The sequence below is a fragment of the Frankia sp. KB5 genome (assembly GCF_002099325.1).
Lineage (GTDB): Bacteria > Actinomycetota > Actinomycetes > Frankiales > Frankiaceae > Frankia > Frankia casuarinae.
Genome location: NZ_MRUJ01000370.1, coordinates 1 through 2,455 on the forward strand (window position 1 = coordinate 1; position 2,455 = coordinate 2,455).

At 61.6% G+C, this 2,455-nt stretch carries 2 protein-coding genes; one reads left to right on the forward strand and one right to left on the reverse strand.

Going from position 1 to position 2,455, the window contains the following annotated elements; translation table 11 throughout:
* Positions 1 to 185: 185 nt before the first annotated feature.
* Entirely contained in the window at positions 186 to 1,319 is a 1,134-nt protein-coding gene (locus KBI5_RS24455; protein WP_085016609.1) for a helix-turn-helix transcriptional regulator, read from the reverse strand.
* 193 nt (positions 1,320 to 1,512) lie between these two features.
* Between KBI5_RS24455 and KBI5_RS24460 the strand changes: the two genes are divergently transcribed.
* Positions 1,513 to 1,764 carry a hypothetical protein gene (locus tag KBI5_RS24460; protein ID WP_133057160.1) on the forward strand — a complete coding sequence of 84 codons (252 nt, stop codon included), beginning with the start codon at positions 1,513 to 1,515 and terminating at the stop codon, positions 1,762 to 1,764.
* Positions 1,765 to 2,455: the final 691 nt, after the last annotated feature.

Sequence of the window (2,455 nt, forward strand, 5' to 3'; positions counted from 1 at the left end):
CAGATCGGCCGAAAAATGATTACATCGGTCTCGGATCTTTACTCCAACGCCCTCACCGCACTTCGCAGGCTCCAGGAGAACTCTGCGCTTGTCATCGGCTTCTTCGGTGACCCCCACCTCGCCTACATCGGCTGGTAGTGAGTCCAGATACTTTCATTCCCCTTAGTACGTGYGAAACGGTAAGACTAGACGGTATTTACCGAGCCCTGCACTTCCGTCAGCAAAAGCCGAAGAGTCAGGCTGTGCTTTTCGGGTGGGAGCCGATCCAAGGCAGCACGCGCGTAGGCCACGCCTCCCGCGCTATCTCCGGCACGTGCGAGCATAAGCCCTTTGTGCATCTCCAGGTGAGTGCGAAATCGCGGCAGGCTGTCAGGCAGAGTATCCGCCGCTGCTTCCTGCGCCCTTAGGGCTCCGCTCTCATCTCCGAGTCGAGCAAGCAGCAGCGACGTGAAGACGTTCWTACGCCAGTATGGAACCGCATAATCAGATTCCTGCTCCTCGGAACCCGTAGCGTCAAAGATCCGCTGCCCTTGATCTAGAAGTTCTATGGCGGTCCTTCGGTCGCCACGGATGGCGGCAACGTGTGCACGTCCCATCACAGCATTGAGCCTGCCGAGCGATGGACGATCGTCGATCGCTTCGGCCTGTCGGGCGAGCGTCTCGGCGACTCCCAATGCGGCACCCTCGTATCCAAGAGCGATAGCAGCGCGGCCACGTACCCAAACCCGTACCTCGGGATCATCCGACCGATCGGCAGCCTCAACGGCCGTGCGGTACCAGGTGACTGCCTTGACTCCATCGCTGCCGGGATAYGTTTTTGCGTAAAGGGTCGCCAACCTGGACGCAATGCCCCACCGTTCGGGTTGGTCTAGCTGCTGCTGAATCACTAGCATGTCAGCTGTGAGTCTCTTCTGAATTTCTCCGGCACCTAGGGACATATAGTCCTGGCCATAGGAGACGAGCACGTTATTCCATTCATCGACGTCAGGACCGGAGTCTCTGAGAGCAGCAGAGAAGCCGCTCAGAATCAAATCTGACGCCACGATTGGAGCGATCCCGGTAGCCACAGCGGCAATGCTGGTAAATCGGCGACGGTTCACGTCTTCATTCTCCAAAACTTGTAGCGGCACCTCCAAGACTCCGGCAAGATGCCGAAGCCAGAACGGGTCTGGGCATACGATCCTGCCGCGTTCCCACCTGGACACGGTCTCTCGCGTGATGGTGTCGTGGCCGGACGCCTTGACCAGCTCGGATGCAAGCCGCCCTTGGCTCCATCCCCGCGCCGATCGTAGGTCGCGGATCAGCTCTCCTACYGCCATGGTCCCAGTCTGCCCCTAAAGGTGCCCCTACCGGAACTGGCACTGCATGGCCACTCTGTGTCTGGGCGGCCCGAGAGCATCCAGTCGGACCGCACACGACCGGGCCGCCCACCTAGACGCCCCCGGGCGCGCTGCCGCACCCGATGCCGGTACGCCCAGGGGCACCCGCATGACCGTCACGAGGGGGACCCCGGTGCCATACGTGAAGTGCACCCGAGAGGGGGCGCCACCAACCGTCACCTACCTTGAGTGGCCTTACGTGGTGGCCGCCGGTCTGGAGTCACTCGTCAGTGAGGCACTGTCGGAGCCTGACGTCCTGTCTGTCGAGCTGCTCGACGACGCCCGTTCGCGCGTCCTCTTCGCCGAGAAGCCGCGCGCAACACTGACCCCCGAGTGGCACGCGACGCGGGACACGGTCGTGTCCTCGGACCTGCCCCCATGCTGACCGTCGTCGTCCACTACGTGGACAGCAGCTCACCCGCGATGACAATGACCAACTCCGAACTGCTCGGAGATGCCGATCTCCCGGAGCTTGCCTCTCGTCTGGCGCGTCTCTTGCCTGCCGCTAAGCGGGTGCAGATCTTCGACGATGACCGTCCCGTGGYGGACACGGATGCGGCGGGCCCGGCATCTGACGGYGGTCGGATGCCCCTGCCGGTGGTGCCGGAACCATGGCGTACCTGAACCTGATTGCGGACACGACCGGGACGCTCTGGTACGTCCCGGYGTGGAAGGTCCGACGCGGGATCGATCTCCCCGAGTTGGCTCGACGCGCCATCTCCGATGACCCGAACGTGTCCAGAGTTGAAATCCTCTCGGATACCCGCGAGGTCGTGCGAGCTATTACCCGCTTCGACAAGCGGTAGGTGACAGATGAGGCAGAAGATCGTGACCGAAATCGATGGGGCGACGGTTCCCCGCACGGCCAGAAATCTTCCGGTCCGCACTCCGACAGTGATTCCCCCTCCCGAGACAGAAGTATTTGACATCAACCGGGTTAACCTCGCCGCGTTGAGGCGAGTTGTCGACCGCCTTCAGGTTATGGATTGATCAGGAAAAAATGCCTTACGTCGTAGTCGAATGGGACAACTGTCGGCCGATGGAGCATTACTTGCCGTCGAACTCCGTCCGGCCGG